Source organism: Streptomyces sp. NBC_01546 (assembly GCF_045208355.1).
Classification (GTDB): domain Bacteria; phylum Actinomycetota; class Actinomycetes; order Streptomycetales; family Streptomycetaceae; genus Streptomyces.
The window spans coordinates 4878245-4901555 of sequence record NZ_CP109379.1; the positions used below are offsets into that span (position 1 = coordinate 4878245).

The 23311-nt window shown below is 69.7% G+C and carries 10 protein-coding genes; 8 read left to right on the plus strand and 2 right to left on the minus strand.

All coding sequences use genetic code 11. From position 1 onward, the window contains the following. The first annotated feature begins 167 nt into the window (after positions 1 to 167). Together OHA89_RS22405 and OHA89_RS22410 are read left to right on the plus strand one after the other, a co-directional pair. Positions 168 to 944: an ABC transporter ATP-binding protein gene (locus tag OHA89_RS22405; RefSeq protein ID WP_251063796.1), complete on the plus strand. Its 777-nt coding sequence runs from the start codon at positions 168 to 170 to the stop codon at positions 942 to 944. Further along, entirely contained in the window at positions 941 to 3523 is a 2583-nt protein-coding gene (locus OHA89_RS22410) for an ABC transporter permease (protein ID WP_406366939.1), read from the plus strand. The genes OHA89_RS22405 and OHA89_RS22410 overlap by 4 nt, the downstream gene beginning before the upstream one ends. Before the next feature lie 115 nt (positions 3524 to 3638). On the opposite strand, the gene OHA89_RS22415 is transcribed toward OHA89_RS22410, so the two are convergent. Beyond that, positions 3639 to 4901, minus strand: coding sequence for a DUF2079 domain-containing protein (locus OHA89_RS22415; RefSeq protein WP_406368558.1), 1263 nt, complete (start codon positions 4899 to 4901; stop codon positions 3639 to 3641). Between the two features lie 394 nt (positions 4902 to 5295). Here OHA89_RS22415 and mfd point away from each other — a divergent pair, with 394 nt between their 5' ends. Further along, a complete protein-coding gene (gene mfd / locus OHA89_RS22420; RefSeq protein ID WP_257559418.1) occupies positions 5296 to 8835 on the plus strand; it encodes a transcription-repair coupling factor in 3540 nt (1179 codons plus the stop codon). Between the two features lie 60 nt (positions 8836 to 8895). Here mfd and OHA89_RS22425 read toward each other — a convergent pair whose 3' ends face one another. After that, a complete protein-coding gene (locus OHA89_RS22425) occupies positions 8896 to 9078 on the minus strand; it encodes an antitoxin (RefSeq protein ID WP_406366941.1) in 183 nt (60 codons plus the stop codon). 173 nt (positions 9079 to 9251) lie between these two features. On the opposite strand from OHA89_RS22425, the gene OHA89_RS22430 reads away from it, so the two are divergent. The 5 genes from OHA89_RS22430 to OHA89_RS22450 all read left to right on the plus strand — a co-directional run bounded on the left by OHA89_RS22430 (position 9252) and on the right by OHA89_RS22450 (position 23302). Further along, positions 9252 to 9842 (plus strand): hypothetical protein, encoded by a 591-nt coding sequence (locus tag OHA89_RS22430; protein WP_266609492.1) that lies wholly within the window; start codon positions 9252 to 9254, stop codon positions 9840 to 9842. Beyond that, on the plus strand, positions 9839 to 11347 hold the full coding sequence (locus OHA89_RS22435) for a serine/threonine-protein kinase (protein ID WP_257556006.1): 1509 nt from the start codon (positions 9839 to 9841) through the stop codon (positions 11345 to 11347). Before OHA89_RS22430 ends, OHA89_RS22435 begins: the two co-directional genes overlap by 4 nt. Before the next feature lie 115 nt (positions 11348 to 11462). Then, positions 11463 to 11822, plus strand: coding sequence for a hypothetical protein (locus OHA89_RS22440; protein ID WP_266609493.1), 360 nt, complete (start codon positions 11463 to 11465; stop codon positions 11820 to 11822). After that, entirely contained in the window at positions 11819 to 12424 is a 606-nt protein-coding gene (locus OHA89_RS22445; protein WP_266609494.1) for a BMP family ABC transporter substrate-binding protein, read from the plus strand. Before OHA89_RS22440 ends, OHA89_RS22445 begins: the two co-directional genes overlap by 4 nt. 234 nt (positions 12425 to 12658) lie before the next feature. Continuing rightward, positions 12659 to 23302 carry a LamG-like jellyroll fold domain-containing protein gene (locus tag OHA89_RS22450; RefSeq protein ID WP_406366944.1) on the plus strand — a complete coding sequence of 3548 codons (10644 nt, stop codon included), beginning with the start codon at positions 12659 to 12661 and terminating at the stop codon, positions 23300 to 23302. Positions 23303 to 23311 lie beyond the last annotated feature (9 nt).

Below are 23311 nucleotides of genomic sequence, written 5' to 3' on the forward strand. Positions count from 1 at the left end.
TTAACTGGTTCACATGGGGCCGCAAGCCCCGGGGGTGGGGTTAACCCCCGGGTGGATACGGCGATGGGCACCAGCGCGCCGGAGCCCGGTCCGCAACAGACTTCGAACGCGGCGACGAACGCACACCGCCCGGCAGACCGAGAAGGAGAAAGACCGTGACAACGGCTATGACCGAAACCAGGCACGGGGGTACTGGAGGGCATGCAGCCGTCGCGGCCCGGGCGCGGAAGGTCGTCAAGGCCTACGGCTCCGGTGAGACGCGGGTCGTCGCCCTGGATGACGTGGACGTGGACATCCACCGCGGCCAGTTCACCGCGATCATGGGCCCCTCGGGCTCCGGCAAGTCCACGCTGATGCACTGCCTCGCCGGTCTCGACACCGTGACCAGCGGGCAGATCCACCTCGACGACACCGAGATCACCGGGCTGAAGGACAAGAAGCTCACGCAGCTGCGCCGCGACCGGATCGGCTTCATCTTCCAGGCCTTCAACCTGCTGCCCACGCTCAACGCCCTGGAGAACATCACGCTCCCCATGGACATCGCGGGCCGCAAGCCCGACGCCGAGTGGCTGAACCGGGTCGTGGAGACCGTCGGCCTCGCCGGCCGCCTCAAGCACCGCCCCACCGAGCTCTCCGGCGGTCAGCAGCAGCGCGTGGCGGTCGCCCGCGCCCTCGCCGCCCGCCCGCAGATCATCTTCGGCGACGAGCCCACCGGAAACCTGGACTCCCGGGCCGGCGCCGAGGTCCTGGGCTTTCTGCGCCGCTCCGTGGACGAACTCGGCCAGACCATCGTCATGGTCACCCACGACCCGGTCGCCGCCTCCTACGCGGACCGCGTCATCTTCCTCGCCGACGGCCGGATCGTCGACGAGATGTACGGGCCCACCGCCGAGCAGGTCCTGGACCGGATGAAGGACTTCGACGCGCGCGGGCGGACGTCATGAGCAACACCGTCCTGAAGACCTCCCGGCGCAACTTCGTCGCGCACAAGGGACGGATGGCGCTCTCCGCCGTCGCGGTCATGCTCTCCGTCGCCTTCGTCTGCGGGACCCTGGTGTTCACCGACACCATGAACACCACCTTCGACAAGCTGTTCGCCGTCACCAGTTCCGACGTGACCGTCAGCCCGAAGGCCGCGAAGGGCGGGGAGGAGACCCCGGACCGCGGGAAGCCCGAGATGCTCGACGGCTCGGCCGTAGAGCAGGTCAAGAAGGCCGAGGGCGTGGCGGGCGCCGAGGGCGCGGTCATGTCGATGTCCGTCACGGTCGTCAACTCCAAGAACGAGAACATGGGCTCGACCACCGGTGCCCCGACCATCGCGGGCAACTGGAACGACAACGAGCTCAAGTCCATGAAGATCACCTCGGGTCAGGCCCCGCGCGGCCCCACCGAGGTGATGGTCGACGCCGACACCGCGGACAAGCACCACCTGGGGCTCGGTGACGAACTGCGCACCATCGCCGTCACCGGCGACTTCCGCGCGAAGATCAGCGGTATCGCCACCTTCACCGTCACCAACCCGGGTGCGGCGATCGTCTACTTCGACACCCCCACCGCGCAGCGGCAGCTGCTCGGCGCCCCCGGTGCCTTCACGCACATCAACGTCACCGCCAAGGACGGGGTGAGCGACGAGCAGCTCAAGCGGAACGTCGCCACCGCCGTCGGCGCGGACACCTACAAGCTCCAGACCTCCAAGGAAGCCGCGGACGCCAACCGCAAGGACGTCGGCTCCTTCCTCGACGTCATGAAGTACGTGATGCTCGGCTTCGCCGGGATCGCCTTCCTCGTCGGCATCTTCCTGATCTTCAACACGTTCTCCATGCTGGTCGCCCAGCGCACCCGTGAGATCGGCCTGATGCGCGCCATCGGCGCCGACAGCGGACAGGTGCTCAAGTCCGTCGTCGTCGAGGCCTTCCTCCTCGGAGTCGTCGGCTCGGTCCTGGGCGTCGGCGCGGGCGTCGGCCTGGCCGTCGGACTCATGGAGCTCATGGGCCAGATGGGCATGCACCTGTCCACCGACGACCTCACCGTCGCCTGGACCACCCCGGTCGTCGGCGTCTTCCTCGGCGTCGTCGTCACCGTCATCGCCGCCTACGTCCCGGCCCGCCGGGCCGGCAAGGTCTCCCCGATGGCAGCCCTGCGCGAGTCGGGCACCCCCGGCGACAAGAAGGCCGGCGTCGTCCGCGCCGTCCTCGGCCTGGTCCTCACCGGCATCGGCGGCGCGGGCCTCTTCCTCGCCGCCGCCGCCGACGAGGCCGGACCCGGATCGCTCTGGCTGGGCCTGGGCGTGGTCTTCACCCTCATCGGCTTCATCGTGATCGGCCCGCTGCTCGCCGCGGGCGTGGTGCGGGTGCTCTCCGGGGTGGTGCTGCGGCCCTTCGGCTCCGTGGGCCGGCTCGCCGAGCGCAACGCGCTGCGCAACCCGCGGCGCACCGGCGCCACCGCCGCCGCGCTGATGATCGGCCTGGCGCTGGTCGCCTGCCTGTCCGTGGTCGGCTCCTCGATGGTGGCCTCCGCCACCGACGAGCTCGACCAGTCGGTCGGAGCGGACTACATGATCGCCTCGCAGACCCAGCAGCCGGTCATGCCGCAGGCCGAGCAGGCGCTGAAGTCCGTCCGGGACCTCGACCACGTCACCACCTACCGCACGGTGGAGGCGAAGCTCACCGCCCCCGACGGCTCCACCGAGACGGACGAACTCGGCGCCACCGACCCGACGTACGCCAAGGACATCCGACGCAAGATGATCGCCGGCGAGCACGCGGCGGCGTACGGCAAGGACTCCATGTCGGTCGGCTCGGAGTACGCCACCAAGCACGGCATCAAGATGGGAGACGAGCTGGCGGTCGCCTTCACCGGCGGCAACACCGTCAAGCTCAAGGTCGCGGCGATCACCAGCGACGAGGGCAACCTCGACAAGGGCATGAAGTACATCAGCACCGCGGTCGCCGAGGCGAACGTCCCGGCCGACCGGATGCCGCGCCCCTTCATGCTGCTGGCCGGTGCGAAGGACGGGCAGTCCGACACCGCGTACACGGCGGTCAAGGCGGCGCTGGCGGAGTATCCGCAGTACCAGGTGCTCAACCGGGCCGACTACAAGCAGTCCCTGAAGGACCAGGTCGGCCAGCTCCTGAACATGGTCTACGGGCTGCTCGCCCTCGCCATCATCGTCGCGGTCCTGGGCGTCGTGAACACCCTGGCGCTGTCGGTGGTCGAGCGGACCCGCGAGATCGGCCTGATGCGCGCCATCGGCCTCTCCCGCCGCCAGCTGCGCCGCATGATCCGCCTGGAGTCGGTGGTCATCGCCCTGTTCGGCGCCCTGCTCGGCCTCGGGCTGGGCATGGGCTGGGGAGCCACCGCGCAGCAGCTCCTCGCCCTCCAGGGCCTGAAGGTGCTGGAGATCCCGTGGCCGACGATCCTCGGGGTGTTCGCCGCCTCGGCCTTCGTGGGCCTGTTCGCCGCGCTGGTCCCGGCCTTCCGGGCGGGGCGGATGAACGTCCTGAACGCGATCGCGAGCGAGTAGGAAGGCCCGCGTCCGTACGGGGGTACGCCGGTCCGGGACCTTGGGGGGTTCCGGACCGGCGTGTTTTTCGTGTCCGGGTCCGGGTCCGCGGCCTGGGCCTGGGCGGTCGGGGCCGTCAGACGCGCTGCATCAGGACGACGCCCTCCGCCTCGCCCACCAGGGTGAACCGCGCGCCGGGATGCAGCTGGTGCGCGTAGGCGGTCGGGTCCTCGCCGACCCACTTGGAGGTGTTGTCGAGGGTGATCCAGTCCGGGACCACGCCCTTGCTGCCGCCGATCCAGAGCACCCGGCAGCGGGAGGTCAGCCGGGTCAGCGGCCCGGTGTCGGCCTCCACCGTCGCCCCGTCGGGGATCCGGTCGAGGAGCTCCTCGACGGCGGTGACGCGGGCCGGCTTCTCGTACGTACGGGCCTGCGAGAGCTTCTCGGTCGGCAGGCTGGTCGCGCTGAGGGCGAGGCCCGCGGCGAGGACGGCGGTGGGCAGCTGGAGGGCGTACGAGCGCAGCCAGGGCCGCTCGCTGCGCCGGACGGTGTCGATGGCGTCGACGAGGGCGAGGAAGACGACCGGCATGAGCACCGCGCTGTAGTGCCAGTCGGTGGACCAGTAGTGGTCGTCCCCGGACAGGAACCGCCAGCCGAGGGTGGGGGCGGCGACCAGCAGCAGCGGCGAGCGCAGGGCGAGCAGCCCGGAGGTGGGGATCAGCACCCAGGCCAGGGTGGTGAGCTTGATGTCGATGCCGGCGAAGGGGCCCGCGCCGTCGATCTTGTCCCAGTAGCCGTAGCCCGCGGTGGCGAAGGCCGGTATGAACACGGTGAACACGAGGACGGCGAAGACCGCGGCCCCGGCGGCGACGCCGAGGGCGGTCCAGCCGGCCCGCCGGTCGGTGGGCATGGCCCGCCAGGCGACGGCCACGGCCAGCGCGGCGAGCGTGAAGCCCAGGTCCTCCTTGACGAAGATCAGGGGCAGCCCCCACAGCAGGGCGGCCCGCCAGCGCCGGTCGAGCAGCGCCTCCAGGGCGAAGGCGAGCAGGGGCACGGCGAAGGCGATCTCGTGGAAGTCGAACTCCACGGCCCGCTGGATCCCCCAGGACAGCCCGTACGCGATCCCGACGGCGAGCCCGCGGGGCCGGCCGAGGAGCCGTCCGGCCGCCCGGGTGACGGGCACCGCGGAGAGCGCGAACAGCGCGGCCTGTGCGACCAGCAGGGTGAGGGGGCCGGGGAAGAGCCGGTAGACGGGGGCGATGAGCGCGATGATCGGGGAGAAGTGGTCCCCGAGGATGTTGGCCCCGGGCCCCTTCAGATCGGCGACGGGTGCCTGGAGGTGCGCGTAGGCGCGGATGGCCTGCTCGAAGATCCCCAGGTCCCAGGAGGCCCACTCCATCCGCCGGAACCGCCCGACGGACAGCACAAGGTAGACGAGGAACAGCCCGCCGGCCACCGCCCACGGCCCGGCCCACCGGCCCCGAATCGGCGTGCCCCGCACCTGTTCGGCCGCGGCCTCGGGGCGGGCTATCGCATCGCTCGTCACGGCCTCGTGCTCCCTCGGCGAGCTCAGACGGTCAGTACGTCGACATCGTAGAGGGGGATGTGCTCGTCCCGGGTGACGAGCGTGAGCGCTCGGCTCGGCGGGCGCCGGCTCCGTCACCCCCGTGGGTGACCCGAATCCCCCGCGCGTGGCGGCGGAGGCCGTCGTAGGGTGGAACCCCCGGCCCGTGCGACGTGTCGGGTCCTTCGCGTTGCCCGTTCACGACCTTCACCGGATGGAAAGTCTCTACATGAGCCTGCACGGACTGCTCGACGCCGTCACCCGGGACCCCGCCCTCGCCGAGGCGGTCACCGCGGCCGGGGACGGCAACCGGATGCATGTGGACCTGGTCGGCCCCGCCGCCGCGCGGCCCTTCGCGATCGCCGCGCTGGCCCGGCAGACCGAGCGGACCATCCTCGCGGTCACCGCCACCGGGCGCGAGGCCGAGGACCTGGCCGCCGCACTGCGGTCGCTGCTGCCCTCGCCCGACGAGGTGGTGGACTACCCGTCCTGGGAGACGCTCCCGCACGAACGGCTCAGCCCGCGCAGCGACACCGTCGGCCGCCGGATCGCCGTGCTGCGCCGCCTCGCGCACCCGAGCAAGGACGACCCGGCCGCCGGGCCCGTCTCGGTGGTCGTCGCGCCGATCCGCTCCGTGCTCCAGCCGCAGGTCAAGGGGCTCGGGGACCTGGTGCCCGTGGCCCTGCGGCAGGGCCAGAGCGTCGACCTCGGCGAGGTGACCCAGGCGCTGGCGGCCGCCGCGTACCAGCGCGTGGAGCTCGTCGAGAAGCGCGGCGAGTTCGCCGTGCGCGGCGGCATCCTCGACGTGTTCCCGCCCACCGAGGAACACCCCCTGCGCATCGAGTTCTGGGGCGACGAGGTCGAGGAGATCCGTTACTTCAAGGTCGCCGACCAGCGGTCGCTGGAGGTCGCCGAGCACGGACTGTGGGCCCCGCCCTGCCGCGAGCTGCTGCTGACCGACCAGGTACGGGAGCGGGCCGCGGCCCTCGCCGAGGCCCACCCCGAGCTCGGCGAGCTGCTGCACAAGATCGCCGAGGGGATCGCCGTCGAGGGCATGGAGTCCCTGGCCCCGGTCCTGGTCGACGACATGGAACTGCTGATCGACGTCCTGCCCGCCGGGGCGATGGCCGTCGTCTGCGACCCCGAGCGGGTCCGGACCCGGGCCGCCGATCTGGTCGCGACCAGCCAGGAGTTCCTGATGGCCTCCTGGGCGGCCACCGCGGGCGGCGGCGACGCCCCCATCGACGTCGGCGCCGCCTCCCTGCGCGGCATCGCCGACGTACGCGACCACGCCCGCGAGCTCGGCATGATGTGGTGGTCCGTCTCCCCCTTCGCCGCCGACGAGGCGGACCTGGCCGGCGGGGACACCTTGAAGCTCGGCATGCACGCCCCCGAGGCCTACCGCGGCGACACCGCCCGCGCGCTCGCCGACACCAAGGGCTGGATCGCCGACGGCTGGCACACCGTCTACCTCACCGAGGGCCACGGTCCGGCCGCCCGCACCGTCGAGGTGCTCGGCGGCGAGGGCATCCCGGCCCGGCTGGAAGCGGACCTGCGCGCCCTCGAGCCGAGCCTCGTGCACGTCGCGTGCGGCACGATCGACAACGGGTTCGTCGACCCGGCACTGAAGATCGCGGTACTGACCGAGACGGACCTCACCGGGCAGCGCACCGCCAGCAAGGACCTCGGCCGGATGCCGACCCGGCGGCGCAAGACGATCGACCCGCTGACCCTGGAGACCGGCGACTACATCGTCCACGAACAGCACGGCGTCGGCCGCTACATCGAGATGGTGCAGCGCACCGTCCAGGGCGCGACCCGCGAGTACCTCCTCGTCGAGTACGCCCCCGCCAAGCGAGGCCAGCCCGGCGACCGCCTCTACATCCCCACCGACCAGCTGGAGCAGGTCACCAAGTACGTCGGCGGCGAGGCCCCGACCCTGCACCGGCTCGGCGGCGCCGACTGGACCAAGACCAAGGCGCGCGCGAAGAAGGCGGTCAAGGAGATCGCCGCCGACCTCATCAAGCTCTACAGCGCCCGCATGGCCGCCCCCGGCCACACCTTCGGCCCCGACACCCCCTGGCAGCGCGAACTGGAGGACGCCTTCCCGTACGCGGAGACGCCCGACCAGCTCACCACCATCGCCGAGGTCAAGGAGGACATGGAGAAGTCGGTCCCGATGGACCGGCTGGTTTGCGGCGACGTCGGCTACGGCAAGACCGAGATCGCGGTCCGCGCGGCCTTCAAGGCGGTGCAGGACGGCAAGCAGGTCGCCGTCCTCGTCCCCACGACCCTCCTCGTGCAGCAGCACTTCGGCACCTTCTCCGAGCGGTACGCACAGTTCCCGGTCGTCACGAAGGCGCTGTCCCGCTTCCAGAGCGACAGCGAGGCCAAGGCAACCCTGGAAGGACTGCGCGAGGGCTCGGTCGACGTGGTCATCGGCACCCACCGGCTCTTCTCGCAGGAGACCAAGTTCAAGGACCTGGGCCTGGTCATCGTCGACGAGGAACAGCGGTTCGGCGTCGAGCACAAGGAGCAGCTGAAGAAGCTGCGCGCCAACGTGGACGTCCTGACCATGTCCGCGACCCCGATCCCGCGCACCCTGGAGATGGCGGTGACCGGCATCCGCGAGATGTCGACCATCACCACCCCGCCGGAGGAGCGGCACCCGGTGCTCACCTTCGTCGGCCCGTACGAGGAGAAGCAGATCGGCGCGGCCATCCGCCGTGAACTGCTGCGCGAGGGCCAGTGCTTCTACATCCACAACCGGGTCGAGTCCATCGACCGGGCCGCCGCCAAGCTCCGTGAGATCGTGCCCGAGGCGCGGATCGCGACCGCGCACGGCCAGATGTCGGAGCAGGCCCTGGAGCAGGTCGTGGTGGACTTCTGGGAGAAGAAGTTCGACGTGCTCGTCTCGACGACGATCGTCGAGTCCGGCATCGACATCTCCAACGCCAACACCCTGATCGTGGAGCGCGGCGACAACTTCGGCCTCTCACAGCTGCACCAGCTGCGCGGCCGCGTCGGCCGCAGCCGCGAGCGCGGGTACGCCTACTTCCTCTACCCGCCGGAGAAGCCGCTCACGGAGACCGCGCACGAGCGCCTGGCCACCATCGCCCAGCACACCGAGATGGGCGCCGGCATGTACGTGGCCATGAAGGACCTGGAGATCCGCGGCGCGGGCAACCTGCTCGGAGGCGAGCAGTCCGGCCACATCGCGGGCGTCGGCTTCGACCTCTACATCCGCATGGTCGGAGAGGCCGTCGCCGACTACCGGGCCGCGGTCGAAGGCGGGGTGGAGGAGGAGCCGCCGCTCGAGGTCAAGATCGAGCTGCCGGTGGACGCGCACGTCCCGCACGACTACGCGCCCGGCGAGCGGCTGCGCCTCCAGGCGTACCGGTCCATCGCGTCGGCCAACTCCGAGGCGGACGTCAAGGCCGTACGGGAGGAACTCACCGACCGCTACGGCAAGCTGCCCGAGCCGGTGGAGAACCTGCTGCTGGTGGCGGGGCTGCGGATGCTCGCGCGGGCCTGCGGGGTCGGTGACATCACCCTCCAGGGCCCCAACATCCGCTTCGGCCCGGTGGAGTTGCGCGAGTCGCAGGAGCTGCGCCTCAAGCGTCTCTACCCGGGCGCGGTGCTCAAGCCGGCCACCTCGCAGGTGCTGATCCCGCGGCCGAAGACCGCCAAGGTCGGCGGGAAGCCGCTGGTCGGGCGGGAGTTGCTGGCCTGGACCGGGGAGTTCCTGACCACGATCCTCGGGTCGTAAGCGTCTTCATAGGGCCAGGCGCGCGGCCGGTGACCTGCGGGTCTCCGGCCGCGCCGCGGGCTACCTGTTCGGGTCGTCGTCGATGCCCAGCTGCTTCTCGACCTGCTGCTGGCCCTGGTCGACCTGCCCGGTGTACTTGCCGCCGGTGCGCTGGTTGATCTGCTGCTCGGCGGCGTCGGACCCCTGCTTCGCCTGCTTGCTGTGGCCGTGCAGCAGTTCCTTGGCCTTGTCCAAGATCCGCATGCGAGGGCTCCCTTCCGTATTCCTTTTGCGACGCTACGCGCGTTTTTGGGGATCCGCCCGCCGGAGGTCTGCGGCGACCCTGCAACGGTTGCGCGCATCCCCTCACTGGCGGCCGGAAACGCTGTATACGCTCAGACCCGACACTTCGTCGACACGGTCCGTCAGGAGCAGCGATGCACGGCCCCGGCCTCCCGCCGCAGCAAGGCCCCCAGCCCAGTTCCGGGGGCGTGGTGGCGCTGCGCGTGCTGTTCACGCTGCTGTCCGTTCTGAGTTGCGGGTTCCTCGCGTGGGCCACGATGCTGCGGCTCGCGATCGTCACCCGCAAGCCCCGGGACTGGAAGCTGCTGGTCGCGACCGGCGTGGCCGAAATGGTGTGGCTGGCGCTGACCGCCGTCGACCCGACGCCGGACAACAGCGGATGGCAGGGCACCTCGGGGGCCATCGGCACGATCGGTACGGGTGTCGCGGTCGGCGTGTACTTCCTCGTCACCGACATCCGGCACGGGGAGGCGGCCCGACCGGCGCCGCCCGCGCACTGGTACCCGGCGCCGCCCGCCCCGTATGCGCCGCCGCCCCAGGACCGGCAGACCCGGCCCTCCTTCGGGTACCCGAACGCTCCGCAGGTCCCGCAGCAGGCCCCCGCACCCGCGCCCCCGGCGCCCCCGCGCATCGGGCAGGTCCGCGCCGAACTCGACGAGCTGAGCGAGCTGTTGCGCAAGCAGCCGCCGCCGACGCCGCCCCACCACGAGGGCACCGGCCGGTGACGGACCGCCTCATCGGAGACCGGTACCAGCTCGCCACGATCCTGGGTCAGGGCGGCATGGGCCAGGTCTGGACGGCGTACGACAAGCGCCTGGACCGCCGCGTCGCCGTCAAACTGCTGCGCCCCGACAAGGTGGCCGGCCCCGGTTCGGTGGCCGAGGAGTTGCGCCTCCGCTTCGTGCGCGAATGCCGGGTCACGGCGCAGGTGGACCACCCCGGGCTGGTCACCGTGCACGACGCGGGCAACGACGGGGACGAGTTGTACCTCGTCATGCAGTACGTCGAGGGCTCCGACCTCGCCGACCACCTCGCCGCGCACGACCCGTACCCGTGGCCGTGGGCGGTCTCGGTGATCGCCCAACTGTGCGCGGTGCTCTCCGCCGTTCACGCGGTGCCGATCGTGCACCGCGACCTCAAGCCGCGCAATGTGATGGTCCGGCCCGACGGGACCGTGCTCGTCCTGGACCTCGGTGTCGCCTCGGTGATGGAGACCGACACCACCCGCCTCACCAGCACCGGTTCGCCGATCGGCAGCCCCGCGTACATGGCGCCCGAGCAAGCCATGGGCGGGGCCGTCGGCCCGCACACCGACCTCTACGCGCTCGGCGTGGTGCTCTACGAGCTGCTGTCCGGCAACGTCCCCTTCGCCGGATCCACCGCGCTCGGGGTGCTCCACCGCCACCTGTATGAACCGCCGGTCCCCGTTCGTCAGTTGCGTCCCGACGTTCCCCGGCAGCTGGAAGCCGTACTCCTGCACCTCCTGGCCAAGGACCCGCAGGACCGGCCCGCCTCCGCGCAGGAGGTGTACGCGGCCCTCGTGCCGCTGCTGCCGCACGCCGGCTCGGGAGCCCCCACCGGCCCGCTCGACCCGACCCGCCCTTTCCTGCGCCCGCAGGCCCCCTGGCCCGACCGCGCCGCCGCGATCCCGCCGATGCCGGCCACTCCGCCCGCACCGGCGCGGCCGGACGTCCCGGCGGCCGTGGAGGAGGCGAAGAAGCTCCTGGACCAGGGCATGCTCACCCGAGCCGTGGACATCCTCGGCGGCATCCTCCCGGCGGCGGCCGAGCAGCACGGCGAACACTCGACGGTGGTCCACTCGCTGCGCAAGCAGTACGCGGCCACGCTGATGGACGACGGCCAGTACCGCCGCGCCATGCCTGAACTGCGGCGATTGTCCGACAAGTTCCCCGCCGGGGACCCGCGGTCCCTGCGCTTCCGATACGACGCGGCCCAGTGCCTGGAACAGCTCGGCGAACCCGCCGCAGCCCTCGCCGAATACCGCTCGCTGCTGCCCCTCTTCGAGAACCATTACGCGAACCCGGACCCGGGCCTCCCCCTGGAGGTCCGTCGCCGCATGGCGCACCTGCTGCTCTCCCTCGGTGACCGCCCGGCGGCCCACGACACCCTGGCCCGCCTCCTTTTCGACGCGGAACGCCTGCACGGTCCCGGCCATCCGTTCCCGGTGGAGGTCCGGCGCACCCTCCATTGGCTGGGCCAGGTGCGCTGACGCCGTCGGCAGTGGCGATCAAGCCCCCGGAATGGTTGCGTCCGCCGTGCGGTGTACCGTACGGCGTCCTGTCTGCATCCGTATTCGTCAACGCGTTCCCGAGAGGTAGCCGATCGTGAAGGACACCGTCGCCATAGAGAGTGCGGCCCAGCCGGTGGGAGGGACCGTTCGGGGAGGGGCCGTTCCCGGACTGCTTCCCCGGGTCCTGCTGGCGGCCGTGCCGGTGCTGAGTCTTGGAGTGCTGGGCGCGGTGCCTTCGCTGGTCATCGCGTGGCGCCGGGGTGCGCGCGCCGACTGGCTGGCCGCTCTCGTCTTCACCTCCGTGACGGTCGGCTGGTGGTTCCAGATCGCGCTCGCGCCGGAGGAGACCCACGGGTTGCAGTTCGGTCTCGATGCCCTGCTGCTTTTCCTCTCCACGGTCGGGGCCGCACTGCACTGCCTGTTCGTCAAGCAGCCGGTGGGGGAGTCCAGATGAAGACCCGGCGGACATGGCGGAATCAGGCCAATCACCCCGAATCCGGCAATGGGGCGCTTCTCGGTCGGGTGCTGGCCGGGGTGGCTCGTGCGCTGCGCGGCCGTGCGGGATGGGCGGCGGGCGCCTCCGCCGTGCTGGTGCTCGGCCTGGTGGGCGTCTGGCTGTTCGTCGGGAGTGGGCAAGACGGGCCGCCCGACCCGAGGGCGCGCCAGTACAAGGAGTTCGACGCCTGCCTGCTGACGGACGAGAAGGGCATCGTCGCCGGTGCGGCCGCCGCTCCGGTGTGGGAAGGGATGCAGAAGGCCTCGCTGGAGACCCGGGCCCGGGTTACGTACGTCCCGGTCATCGGGGAGCCGTCGGCCGCGAACGCCCGTCCGTTCTTCAACAGCCTGATGCAGCGCAAGTGCGACGTGGTGCTGGCGGTCGGAGCCCCCCAGGTGGAGGTCACGGAAGAGGGGGCGAGGCAGCACAAACAGGCACGCTTCGTCGTGGTCGACGGTTCGGCATCTGCCGGGAATGTCACCGTTGCGAAGTCCGGTGACAGGCTTGAGGAGACCGTGGCGGAAGCGATCAGGCAGGCCGTCAAAGCCTCGGGTGCGTAACGGTCAAGCATCGGTTCCGCGCGTCGGGTAAAGATCACGTAAAACAGCTGATCCTGACTAGCAGTTATGTTCGTCAGTCGGGCAGTCTCGCGAGGCTTTTGTTGGCATCGTGTAAGTAAAGGCTGACCCATGCGTGTTCGTTGGGTCCGTCGCCCTCGCCTCTTCCCCCCGGGTCGTACCGGCAGGCGAAGAGCGAGGGCCACGGCTCTCTCTGTCCTGATTTCCTTCTCCTGCATGCTCACGACCGAGACGGCGGCGGCCAACGGCGCCACGCTGCCGGCGCTGAGCATGCCCGAACTGTCCTTCACCGGCCTGATGGGCTGGGTCAACAAGTCCCCGCTGGACACCCCCGACCAGCAGGGCGGAACCGCCCGCGGCAAGGGCCACCAGGCCTCGGCCGACGCCACCAGCGCCAAGGGCGGCAACGGTCGCAAGCCCGGCAAGGGCAAGGGCGAACTCGAGCCGTACGAGCGGTACACCGATCCGTCCAAAACGGTCACGACCGGAGCAGCCCAGGGCAACGCCCAGAGCTTCGACGCCCGGACCAGCAAGCGGGACGCCAAGAAGTCCACGGCGACGTCGGACCACTACGTCAACGCCGACGGTTCCACCACCGTCCGTCACTTCCCCGGCCGAACCAATTTCAAGGCCGGCGACGGCACCTGGAAGCAGATCGACACCGGGCTGGTCGCGGACACGGACGGCAGGCTCCAGGAGCGGTCCAACTCGCTCGACGTCGAGTTCGCCCCGAACGCCGCCGACCAGCAGCTCGCCTCCGTCGACTTCGGCTCCGGCCGCTCCCTCGCGTACGCGCTGAGCGGTGCCGCGCAGACCCAGCCCACCGTGGCGGCCAACGGCACCGTGACCTACACGGGCGCGCTGCCCGACACCGATGTGCAGCTGGTGCCGCTCGCCGAGGGCTTCAAGGAGAACCTCGTCCTGCGCTCCGCGAAGGCGACGAACTCCTGGACCTTCCTCCTGGACAGCAAGGGACTGACGCCGCGGATCGCGGCCGACGGCGACGTGGAGTTCACCGACGCCGACGGCAAGGTGACCGCCACCATCCCGCACGCGTTCATGGAGGACTCCAAGATCGATCCGCGCTCCGGCGACGCCGCGCAGTCCCGGGCCGTCGGCTACGAGCTGACCAGCGTGGACGGCAAGCCGGCGCTGCGGATGACCGCGGACCGCACCTGGCTGGACGCCCCCGAGCGGGTCTACCCGGTGACCGTCGATCCGACCGTCACCGCCAGCAACTCCACGTACACCCAGAACACGATCGGGGGTGACCACTCCACCGAGAACCAGATCAAGGTCGGTTCGTACGACTCCGGCACCAACAAGACGAACTCCTTCCTGCAGTTCTCCTCGCTGGGCACCACGCTCCAGGGGCAGCGGGTCACCGCCGCCACCCTGAACGTGTACGCGCTCTGGTCCTCGACCTGCACCCCGGAGTCGTTCTCGGTCCACCACGTCACGCAGTCCTGGACCCCCTCCGGCGTCACCAGCTACCCGGGTCCGAGCTTCGGCACGGCCATCGGTTCGGCCACGCCCGCGCCGGGCGCGTCCTGCACCAACACCGCCGGCAGCACCGGCGTCGGCGTGAAGATGCCGGTGGCGCTCCAGACCGCCTGGTTCGACCAGGTGGCCCTCGGCGGCGCCAACTACGGCCTCGCCCTGAGCGCGCCGACCAACGACGCGCTGCACTGGAAGAAGTTCCACTCCGACAACTCGGCGACCTCCGCCTGGCGTCCCGCCCTGGACCTGACCTACACGGCCAACACCAAGCCGCAGGTCGACGCCCAGTACCCGCCGGAGAACTTCCAGTCGAACTCGCTGCAGCCCGAGCTGCTCGTCTACGCGAGCGACGCCGACAACTGGCCCGGGGCGCTGTCGTACTCCTTCGAGGTGTACGACGCCGACAGCGGGAGCCAGACCCCCGTCGCCACCTCCGGCCTCACGGCCGAGCGCGCCTGGAAGGTTCCCGCGGGCAAGCTCAGCTGGAGCAAGAACTACGCCTGGTACGTGAGCGTCACCGACGGCTACGACTCGGTGCTGTACTCGGCGAGCCGTTTCTCCACCACGGTGCCGCAGCCACCCGTCACCTCGGGTCTGGCCCAGAACACCAACGGCCATGAGTTCGACCCGTCCGACGGCAACTACACCACCGAGGACACCGACGCCGACGTACCCGTCGTCGGCCCGTCGCTGGAGATCGACCGCTCGTACAACAGCATCGACCCGCGGATCGACAGCGCCTTCGGCGCCGGATGGTCCACGGTCGCCGACATGAAGGCGGCCGAGACCAAGGACGGCGCCGGTACCGTCACCAGCGTCGTGATCACCTACCCGGGTGGCGAGCAGGTCGGCTTCGGCCGCAACAGCGACGGGACCTTCGTGCCCCCGCTGGGCCGCTACGCCCGGCTGGAGACGGTGAGCGGCGGATACAAGCTGACCGACAAGGACTTCACGGCATACTCCTTCACGCAGGCGACCGGGAAGACCGGCGTCTACGGGATATCCGGCATCGTGGACTTCGCGGGCCGGGCCGAGACGTTCACCTACAACGCGTCCAAGCAGCTGACGAAGATCACCAACACCACGTCCAGCCGTTCGCTGGGACTGACCTGGGCCACCCCGGCCGGTGCCACCGTCCCGCACGTGGCGACCGTGTTCACCGACCCGTCCACGGCCGGAGACTCGAACACGGCCCAGACCTGGCAGTACAACTACACGGGCGACCAGCTCGCCAAGGTGTGCCCGCCCGCCGACTGGTCCAAGTGCCAGGTCTACACGTACGCCACCGGCAACCACCACCGCACGACGGTGATGGACGCCGACCCGTACGCGTACTGGCGGCTCGGCGAGGCCTCGGGTGCGACGGTCACCAAGGACGCCGTCGACACCAACCAGGGCCAGTACAACGGTCTCTACCGCAACGTGGCCCTGGGCGGCACCAGTCTGCTGGCCGGCTCCACCCAGAAGACGGCCACCTTCAACGGCACCACGTCGTACGTCGAGATGCCGAACGCCCCGGGCGCCACGCCGTCGTACACGACGATCTCGCTGTGGTTCAAGACCACGCAGGCGGGCGGTGTCCTCTTCTACTACGGTGACAAGCCGCTGAGCGTCGCCGACCCGGTCGGCACGACCCAGTTCAACACCCCGGCGCTGTACGTCGGCACCGACGGCAAGCTGCGCGGCTGCCTGGCCACCGGTGTCTGCACCACCACGATCACCTCCGCCGCCTCCGTCAACGACGGCCAGTGGCACCAGGCGACCCTCACCGGTGCGGGCAACACCCAGACCCTCTACCTGGACGGTGCCTCGCAGGGCAGCAAGACCGGTCAGATCAAGGACTGGAACACCCCGTACATCACGCTCGGCGCGGGCGTGAACACCCGTAACTGGCCCGCGATGAACGCGGGCGACCAGCTCGGCCACTTCTCCGGCCAGCTGGCCGAGGCCGCGGTCTACACCGAGCCGCTCACCGCGGACGTCATCGGCGCGCAGTACCAGGCCGCCAAGCGGTCCGCCGGTCTGCTGGAGAAGATCACCACGCCGACCGGCAAGACCCAGGCGTCGGTCTCCTACGGCACCACCGACGATCTGGTCCTGCAGGCCACCGACGGCAACGGCGGCACCTGGAAGCTCAACCCGGCCACCGTCACCGGCTCCTCGCAGGTCTACCGCTCGTCCGTGATGGGCTCCGCCCCCTCCGGCTACTGGCGCCTGGACGACACGCAGGGCGCGGCGCAGGCGGCCAACGAGCTGCACACCGGCTTCGGCACGTACAACACCGTCACGCAGGGTGTGGCGGGACCGTTCGGCACCGGTGACGCCACGGCCGCGCAGTTCAACGGCACCAGCTCCTTCGTGGAGGTCCCGTACGGGCCCCTGCACACGAAGGCGGACCGCTCGGTCGAGCTGTGGTTCAAGACCACCAAGCCCGGCGTGCTCATGAGCGACCAGTCCCGGGCACCGAACGACCCGGCGGGCGTGGGCGGCTCCTGGAGCGACCTGCTCTACGTCGGAGCGGACGGCAAGCTGCGCGGCCACTGGTGGAGCAGCACCTGCAACGGCAACGCGAACGTCGCCTCCACGGCGTCCGTCACCGACGACGCCTGGCACCACGCGGTCCTCTCGGCCGCAGGCACCACGCAGACGCTCTACCTCGACGGCGCCAAGCAGGGCACCTGCACCGGCGCGCCGGACGACCAGACGACGTCACGGACGTTCGTCGGCGCCGGCTTCAGCAACTGGTACAGCTCGCCGGGTGGCGTCAGCTTCTTCACCGGCTCCATCGCCGAGGTCGCTGTCCACTCCAAGGGCCTGAGCGAGACCGAGGTCGGACAGCACTGGTCCGCCTACAAGGCGTCCTCCGGTGTCGCACCGGTGCGTACGGTCACGCTCACCGACCCCAGCAACAAGACGCTGACCTACGTGTACGACGCGGAGCTGGGCAACCGCCTGCTCGCAGCGATCGACACCGAGGGCAAGCGGACGACGTACGGCTACGACACGGGGGGCTTCCTGCACACCGTGACCGACGCCAACGGCAACCGCAGCGTCACCGGCCATGACATCCGCGGCAACGCGGTCTCCCAGACCAGCTGCCAGGACACGGCCGCCAACAAGTGCTCGACCGCGTACTACACCTACTATCCGGACGCGACCACGGCGTTCCCGCCGATGGACCTGCGCAACGACCTCCTGCTCACCGAGCGCGACGGCCGTTCCTCGGGCCCGACGGACAACACCTACCTGACCAGCCACACCTATGACACGGGCGGCAAGCTCACCGCGGTGACGACGCCACCGGTGCCCGGTTTCCCGAACGGCCGCACCGCCACCACCACCTACACCACGGCCACCACCCCGGCGGCCGAGGGCGGCACTGCCGTGACTCCGGCCGGCCTGGTGAACCAGGTGACGACGGCAGGAGGCAAGAAGACCTCGTACAGCTACTTCGCCAACGGTGACCTCGCGGAGATCACCGACGCCAACGGCGCCAAGGCGAAGGTCACGTACGACAACCTCGGCCGGCAGCTGACCCGGACCGAGATATCCGACGCGAACCCGGCCGGTCTGGTCACGTCCCAGACGTACGACAAGAACGACCAGGTCGTCACCGAGACGGGCCCCGCGGTCACCAACCGCGTCACCGGCGCGGTGCACCAGGCCAGGACGACCACCGGGTTCGACGCGGACGGCAACATCCTGTCCCAGACGGTCTCCGACGTGACCGGCGGCGACGCGGCGCGTACGACGACCATGACGTACGACCCGTACAACCGGCTGGCCGGCAGGACGGACCCGGGCGGCGACACCACGTCGTTCGAGTACGACGGCTACGGCAACAAGGTGAAGGAGACGGACCCCGCGGGCAACGTCAACACCTACGCCTTCGACGGTGAGAACCGCCCGCTCACCACCAGCCTGCTGAACCACACAGGCGACCCGAACAACCCGTCGGCACCGGCCACCCTGGTCCAGGAGTCGCGGGCGTACGACCCTGCCGGCCGCCTCGCGTCGATCACCGACTCGATGGGCTGGATGACGGCGTACACCTATACCGACGACGGCCTGTCGGCCACCGTGGTCCGCAAGGACCCGCAGTCCGGCAAGTCCTTCACGCAGCAGGCCAACACCTACGACGCGGCCGGGAACCTGATTCAGCAGGTGACCAACGACGGCCGGACCACGACCACCTTCGCGGTGGACGCGGCCGACCGCACGACGTCGTCGGTACTCGACCCGGCCGGGCTCGCCCGGACGACGAAGGTCTCCTACGACCCGGACGACAACGTCGTGTCGGAGACGGAGACGGACCCGGCAACGGGTGACGTCAGCATGAAGGACACCCGGCACGACCAGCTCGGCAACGTCACGGGGACCACGGTCCACGACGGGACGACGGCTCCGGTGGCCCGGTACAAGCTGGACGAGACGACGGGCTTCTCCGTCGGTGACTCCTCGGGCGGCAACAACACCGGTACCCACGGCACCGGTGTGCACTGGAACACCGACAGGGGCGGCAGCGCGGTCTTCGACGGCGACGCCAACTCCTACGCGCAGATGTCCGGGCCGGCCGTCAATTCGAGCGGCAGCTTCACCGTCTCCGCCTGGGCCAAGCTGGACGACCTCACCACCGGTCGGACCGTGCTGTCCCAGGACGGCAAGAACATGTACGGCTACGTGCTGTACTACGCGGCCGGCACTGGCTGGGCCTTCGCCCTGCCCAAGGCCGACGCGACGCCGCTGGCGTACGACCGGGCGGTGTCCGCACCGTCCGCGGCGGTCGCCGGAGCCTGGACCCACCTCGTCGGCGTGTACGACGCCCAGGACGCGAAGCTGCGCCTGTACGTCAACGGCACGCTCGCCCAGGAAGTGGCGCACAGCTCCCCGTGGGAGGCGAGCGGTCCCCTGCAGATCGGCCGTCACAAGTACGCGTCGACTTACGACTACCCGTTCAAGGGCGGTATCGACGACGTTCAGGTCTACGGCGAGGCACTGACCGCGACGCAGGTCTCCGCGGTCAAGGGCGGCACGCTCCCGGCCGCGGGCAGCTCCGTCCGTTCCACATCCTGGAGGCTGGACCAGCGCGGTCTGCCGCTGTCGGTGACCGATGCCAATGGCAGCACCACCGACTACGGCTACGACGAGGCGGGCCAGCAGACCACGGTCACCGAGCCGGCCGTCGACGCGGAGCAGAACGGCGGGACCCCGGTCTCCGTCCGGCCCGTGTCGATGACCGGCTACAACACCTTCGGTGAGTCGACCGAGTCCTCCGACCCGCTCGGCAACGTCGTGGTCACCGCGTACGACGCCGAGGGCCAGGAGTCCTCGACGACGTCGCCGAACTACACCGCACCGGGGGCCCCGACCCCGATCACGGCCACGAGCTGGAACGAGTACAACAAGCTCGGCCAGGTCACGGCGGAGGTCAACCCGCTGGGCGCCCGTACCACCTACACGTACACGCAGCTCGGCGACCTGGCCTCGGTCACGGACCCGGGCGGCGGTACGACGAAGTACGTCTACGACACCAACGGCGACCAGCTCTCGGCCACCCGGCCGAACGGCGCCCGTGAGGAGACCACCTGGGACTACATGGAACGTCCGGTCACCAGCACGGACATCGTGCGCCAGCCGACGCAGCGCGCGTTCACGGCGATCAACGAGTACGACGCTCCGGGCGGCAATCTGTCCCGGACCGTGAGCCCGACCGGTGTCGCGCAGTCCTACAAGTACAACAACGTGGGCGAGGTCACCGAGGTCACGGACGCCGCCGGCGGCAAGTCCTCGTTCACCTACGACATGGACGGCCAGGTCCTCACCTCGACGGATCCGGACGGCACCAGCACCAAGAACACGTACGACGGGTTCGGCCAGCTGACCGCCACGAGCGACCTGGACGCGACCGGAACGGTACTGCGCACCAGCAGCTCGGCGTACGACCGTGCGGGTCGTCCGGTGTCGATCACCGACTACCGCGGTCACACCAGCACGTTCACGAACGATGCGAGCGGCCTGATCACCAAGGTGGTCCAGCCGGTCTCCGCGACCGAGTCGATCACCACGACCTTCGGCTACGACGCGGCGGGCAACCGGACGCGTTTCACCGACGGGCGGGGCAATCCGTTCCTGACGACGTACAACACGTGGGGCATGCCGGAATCGGTCATCGAGCCGTCGACCCCGGCCCACCCGAACGCGGCGGACCGCACCTTCACCACGGTGTACGACGGCGCGGGACGGCCCAAGGAGCAGCGCTCCCCGGGTGGTGTGGTCCTCACCAATGAGTTCGACGTCAAGGGCCGGCTGACCACACAGTCCGGTACGGGTGCGGAAGCCGCCACGGTCTCCCACACCTACGACTACGACGCCGACGACCGGGTCACGGCCGTCGCGGGCTCCGGCGAGGACAAGAACACCTTCGCCTACGACGACCGCGGTCTGCTTCTGTCCACGTCCGGGCCCTCGGGTGCCTCGTCCTTCGCCTGGAACGGCGACGGGGCGATGACCTCCAGGACGGACGCGTCCGGCACGTCGGCCTTCGGGTACGACACCGCGGGCCGGCTGAAGACGGTCAACGACGCTGTCACCGGCAGCACGCTGACCTACGGCTACAACATCAACAGCAACGTCACGTCGGTCGACTACGGCGCCGGCAAGGCGAAGCGCTCGTACACGTACGACGCCCTGCAGCGGGTCACGAACGACAAGCTGACCTCGCCCTCGGGCGCGCAGCTGTCGTCCATCACCTACGGCTGGGACGAGAACGGCAACGAGACGTCGAAGACGACGGCCGGTCTCGCGGGTTCGTCCACGAACACGTACGCGTACGACTGGGCGAACCGTCTGTCGTCCTGGAACAACGGGACCACGACGGAGGCCTACGGCTACGACGCGTCGGGCAACCGGACGCGCGTCGGCGGCGACACGTACACGTACGACGCCCGCAACCGGCTCACGTCGGACGGGCACAGTTCGTACGCGTACACGGCGCGCGGCACCATGAATTCGGTCACGGCCGAGGGCGGCCAGACGACCTCGATCAAGGCCGACGCCTTCAACCGTGTGATCAACGAGGGCAACCGTACGTACGCGTACGACGGCCTCGACCGTGTGCTGAGTGCGAGCGACCCGAACTCGGGTCCGCTGTTCTCGTTCCAGTACAGCGGTGCCGGCAACGACGTGGCCTCGGACGGCATGACGTCGTACAGCCGTGACGCGGACGGCTCGCTGCTCGGCGTGAAGACCGGCGTGTCGGCAGTGCTGGCACTGACGGATCTGCACGACGACGTGGTGGGGCAGTTCACCGCCGCGGGCGAGGCACTGACCGGTTCGACGGCGTACTCGCCGTTCGGAAAGGTCGTGGCGTCTCAGGGCATGGTCGGCCAGCTGGGCTACCAGTCGGGCTGGACCGACCCGGAGACGGACAAGGTCAACATGGCCGCGCGCTGGTACTCGCCGCAGACGGGCCAGTTCAACAGCCGTGACACGGTCGCCCAGAGCCCGCTGCCGGCCTCGGTGAACGCGAACCGTTACGCGTACGCGAACGGCAACCCGATGACGGGTGTCGACCCGACGGGCCACTGGTTCGAGTGGGCGAAGAAGGCCGTCAAGAAGGTCGCGGCGAAGGTCACCCAGACCGTCTCGACGGCCTGGCACGCGACCGTCGCGACGGTGCAGAAGGCCGCCACGGTGGTCAAGCAGGCCGCGAAGCAGGTCAAGCAGGCCGTCAAGAGGGTCGTGTACAGGACGTACCGGGCGGTCAAGAAGACCGTGCGATATGTCCATGACAGCGTCAAGAAGGTCAAGAGATACGTCAAACGCACCTATAAGCGGGTCAAACACTACGCCCACAAGGTCGTCAAGCACGTAAAGAAGCAGGTCCGGAAGGTCGCCAAGGCCGTCAAGCACGTGGCGAAGAAGGTGGTGAAGGCAGCCAAGAAGGTCGGCACAGCCGTCAAGAAGGCGGCCAAGGCCACGGCCAACTTCGTCAAGCAGCACGCCTCGACCATCGCTTCGGTGGCGGTCGGTGTCGCGGTCTTCGCGGGCTGCACCGCGATCACGGCAGGCGTCGGCGCGATCGGCTGCGCGGCCCTGGCGGGCGCGGCGGCCAACGGCGTCGGCTACATGATGAGCGACGGCCCGAAGACGCTGGGCGGGTTCGCCATGGCGGTCGGCGTGGGCGCTCTGACCGGTGCCCTCGGCGGCGCGGCCGGCGGTCTCGCTTCCGGCGCGGTGGGCCGTCTGCTCGCCGGTGTCGGCGGCAAGGCGCTCCAGGGCGCTGCGATGGGCGCCGCGGGCGGCGCCGCGGAAGGCGCGGTCGGCTACGGAATCTCCTGCGTCAACAGCAAGGAGGGCTGCAGCGTCGGCGGCGCGGCCACGGCCACGGCCCTGGGCGCGGCGACCGGTGGTGTCTTCGGTGCGGCGGCCGGCAGGTTCGGCCCGAAGTCGAAGCAGCAGCGGAGCTCTGACGGCCCGTCCAGCTGCGCTGTTCCTGGCACTCCGCACAGCTTCACCGGCATGACGGGTGTCCTGCTGGCCAACGGCACGTCCAAGCCGATCTCAGAGGTGAAGGTAGGGGACTACGTCCTGACGGCCGAGCCCGGCAAGAAGGAGAAGGAGAAGCACCGGGTCAAGGAAGTGATCGTCACCAAGACCGACCGTGACTACGTCGATGTCGTCGTTGCCACGAAGGACGGTCCGAAGACGATCCAGACCACCAAGCACCACCAGTTCTACGAGACCACTCAGAACGCCTGGACCCAGGCCGGCGACCTCAAGGCGGGCCAGAAGCTCCAGAACGGCGATGGTGCACCGACGGCCATCGTCGAGGTCAAGTCGTACACGGCCGAGCACATCACCTACGACCTGAGCGTCGAAGACCTGCACACCTACCATGTGCTGGCAGGCGCCACACCGGTCCTCGTTCACAACTGTGGTGGATCAATTGGTACCCACGCCGATTCCTGCCGTTGCGCTAACGGCGCACGCGTGAGGTCGGCTGTCCAGGAGCATGAAGTAGGTCGTTTTGGAGATCTTGATGGTAGGGCTCGGGTGGGAGACGATCTCACACCCAATCACATTCCGCAGGCTGCCTCGGGTCGCATTCCAAATTATCGAGATTTCGCGGCGCACATGATGACAGACGCCGACCATAGAATGACCCGTACGTATGGTCCTGCGGGAAGAAAGACTAAGCGTCTCGATGCTGGACTTAGTTTTCGAGAGGTTCTCGCAGCTGACTTCTGGAATCTTCGGGCTATCGGCCAGGCGAACCATGGAGACCCTGGATACTTCAATGGCGCAATATCAGGCATGATGCAGTACTATAGAACCAACCATCCAAATCTGCTGCAGTGAGGGGCTTTG

Bases quoted from the DNA above. Each gene is read 5' to 3' on its own strand.
- OHA89_RS22405 (WP_251063796.1), top strand. From the start codon at position 168: ATGACCGAAACCAGGCACGGGGGTACTGGAGGGCATGCAGCCGTCGCG.
- OHA89_RS22410 (WP_406366939.1), top strand. From the start codon at position 941: ATGAGCAACACCGTCCTGAAGACCTCCCGGCGCAACTTCGTCGCGCAC.
- OHA89_RS22415 (WP_406368558.1), bottom strand. From the start codon at position 4,901: ATGGAGTGGGCCTCCTGGGACCTGGGGATCTTCGAGCAGGCCATCCGC.
- mfd (WP_257559418.1), top strand. From the start codon at position 5,296: ATGAGCCTGCACGGACTGCTCGACGCCGTCACCCGGGACCCCGCCCTC.
- OHA89_RS22425 (WP_406366941.1), bottom strand. From the start codon at position 9,078: ATGCGGATCTTGGACAAGGCCAAGGAACTGCTGCACGGCCACAGCAAG.
- OHA89_RS22430 (WP_266609492.1), top strand. From the start codon at position 9,252: ATGCACGGCCCCGGCCTCCCGCCGCAGCAAGGCCCCCAGCCCAGTTCC.
- OHA89_RS22445 (WP_266609494.1), top strand. From the start codon at position 11,819: ATGAAGACCCGGCGGACATGGCGGAATCAGGCCAATCACCCCGAATCC.
- OHA89_RS22450 (WP_406366944.1), top strand. From the start codon at position 12,659: ATGCTCACGACCGAGACGGCGGCGGCCAACGGCGCCACGCTGCCGGCG.